Raw genomic sequence first — 1,535 nt, forward strand, 5'->3', positions numbered from 1 at the left:
CCTCGGAGTTTGACCTGGTCGTCGGCGCGGCCGACGAACTCCAGTTGGCCGTCGCCACGCCAGCGCACCAGGTCGCCGGTGCGGTACATGCGCTCGCCCGCCGCGAACGGACAGGCCACGAACTGCTCCGCCGTCAGCGCCTGACGCCCCACATACCCCCGAGCCAAGCCCGAGCCCGACACATACAGTTCGCCGGCCACGCCCACGGGTACCGGCTCAAGCGCCGAATCCAGCACGAACACCCTGGTGTTCGCCACCGCGGTGCCGATCGGGAACGTGCCGTCCGTCGACTCCCCGCTCATCGTGACGCACACGGTGGACTCGGTCGGGCCGTACCCGTTCACCACGCGCCGGCCCGCCACCGACCACCGGGTCACCAATTCGGAGGGCGCCGCCTCGGCGCCCAACATGAGGCACTCCAAATCCGTGATCTTCTCTGCGGAGTTGGCCGGAATGGTGGCAACCACCGATGGCGGGATCAGCGCGTGCGTCACGCCTTCGACGGCCAGGAAGTCCCCGAGTGCGTCGCCGAACAGGCCTTTCCCATCGGGTACGACGAGCGTGGCGCCGTTCGAGAAGGCCATCACCAGCTCCCACACCACCACGTCGAAACTCGGCGATGCGAACTGCAGCACACGGCTTGCGGAACTCACCCCGAGGCGCTCCCTCTGGGTGTGCGCCAGACTCGCCACTCCGCTGTGGGAGACCACAACTCCCTTGGGCACTCCTGTGGAGCCGGACGTGTACGTCACGTACGCCGGGCAGCCCGTGCCGACCGTCACGTTCAGGTCTTCGTCCGAGAAGCCGGACAAGTTCCGGGCGAGAGTCTCCTCGTCCACGACCACGACAGGTGAGGCATCCGCCAGCAGGTAGTTCCTGCGCTCCGCCGGGTACTCCGGGTCCACCGGAACGAACGCCCCGCCTGCCTTGAGCGCGGCGAGAAACGCGACCACCATCTCCACGGAACGCGGGAGGACGACGCCCACCAGCTTCTCCGGTCCCACTCCCTGGGAAACCAGCCACCGGGCCAGGCGGTTGGCGCGACCGTTCAACTCCCCATAGGAGACCGACCGCCCTCCACACACCACGGCGACCGACTCCGCAGCCTCCCGCACAGACCTCTCGAAGAGATCAACGAGACTCAGTTCCTGCACTCCGACGACCGGGCCGCTCCATGCCCCGAGAATCCGCTCACGCTCGGCCTCTGAGATCACCTTCACGTCGCCGATCGACAATGACGGATCCGCGACCACCTGCTCCAACAGCCCGATCCAACGGGCGAGATGACCCTCGATCGACGCGCGGTCGAAGAGATCGGTCGAGTACTCGACGGTTCCGGCGATCCCGTGGTCGTCGTCCCGCTCGGCCAGGCTGAACAGCATGTCGAAACGGGACCTGCCGATTCCGACTTCCTTGGGCCGCACGCGGAGGCCGGGGAGATCGAAGTCGCCTTGGGTGGTGTTCTGGAGGACGAGGGCGATTTGGAAGAGGGGGTGGTGGCTGGTGGTGCGGTGGGGGTTGAGGAGTTCGACGAG

1 protein-coding gene is annotated in these 1,535 nt (G+C 67.2%); it reads right to left on the minus strand.

Annotation, left to right across the window (positions count from 1 at the left end; translation table 11 throughout):
- The coding region (locus AB0B50_RS44635; protein WP_362343865.1) for an amino acid adenylation domain-containing protein at nucleotides 1-1,481 on the minus strand (1,481 nt) is incomplete at its 3' end.
- Between the last annotated feature and the right edge of the window lie 54 nt (nucleotides 1,482-1,535).

Source organism: Streptomyces sp. NPDC041068 (assembly GCF_040647455.1).
Lineage (GTDB): Bacteria > Actinomycetota > Actinomycetes > Streptomycetales > Streptomycetaceae > Streptomyces.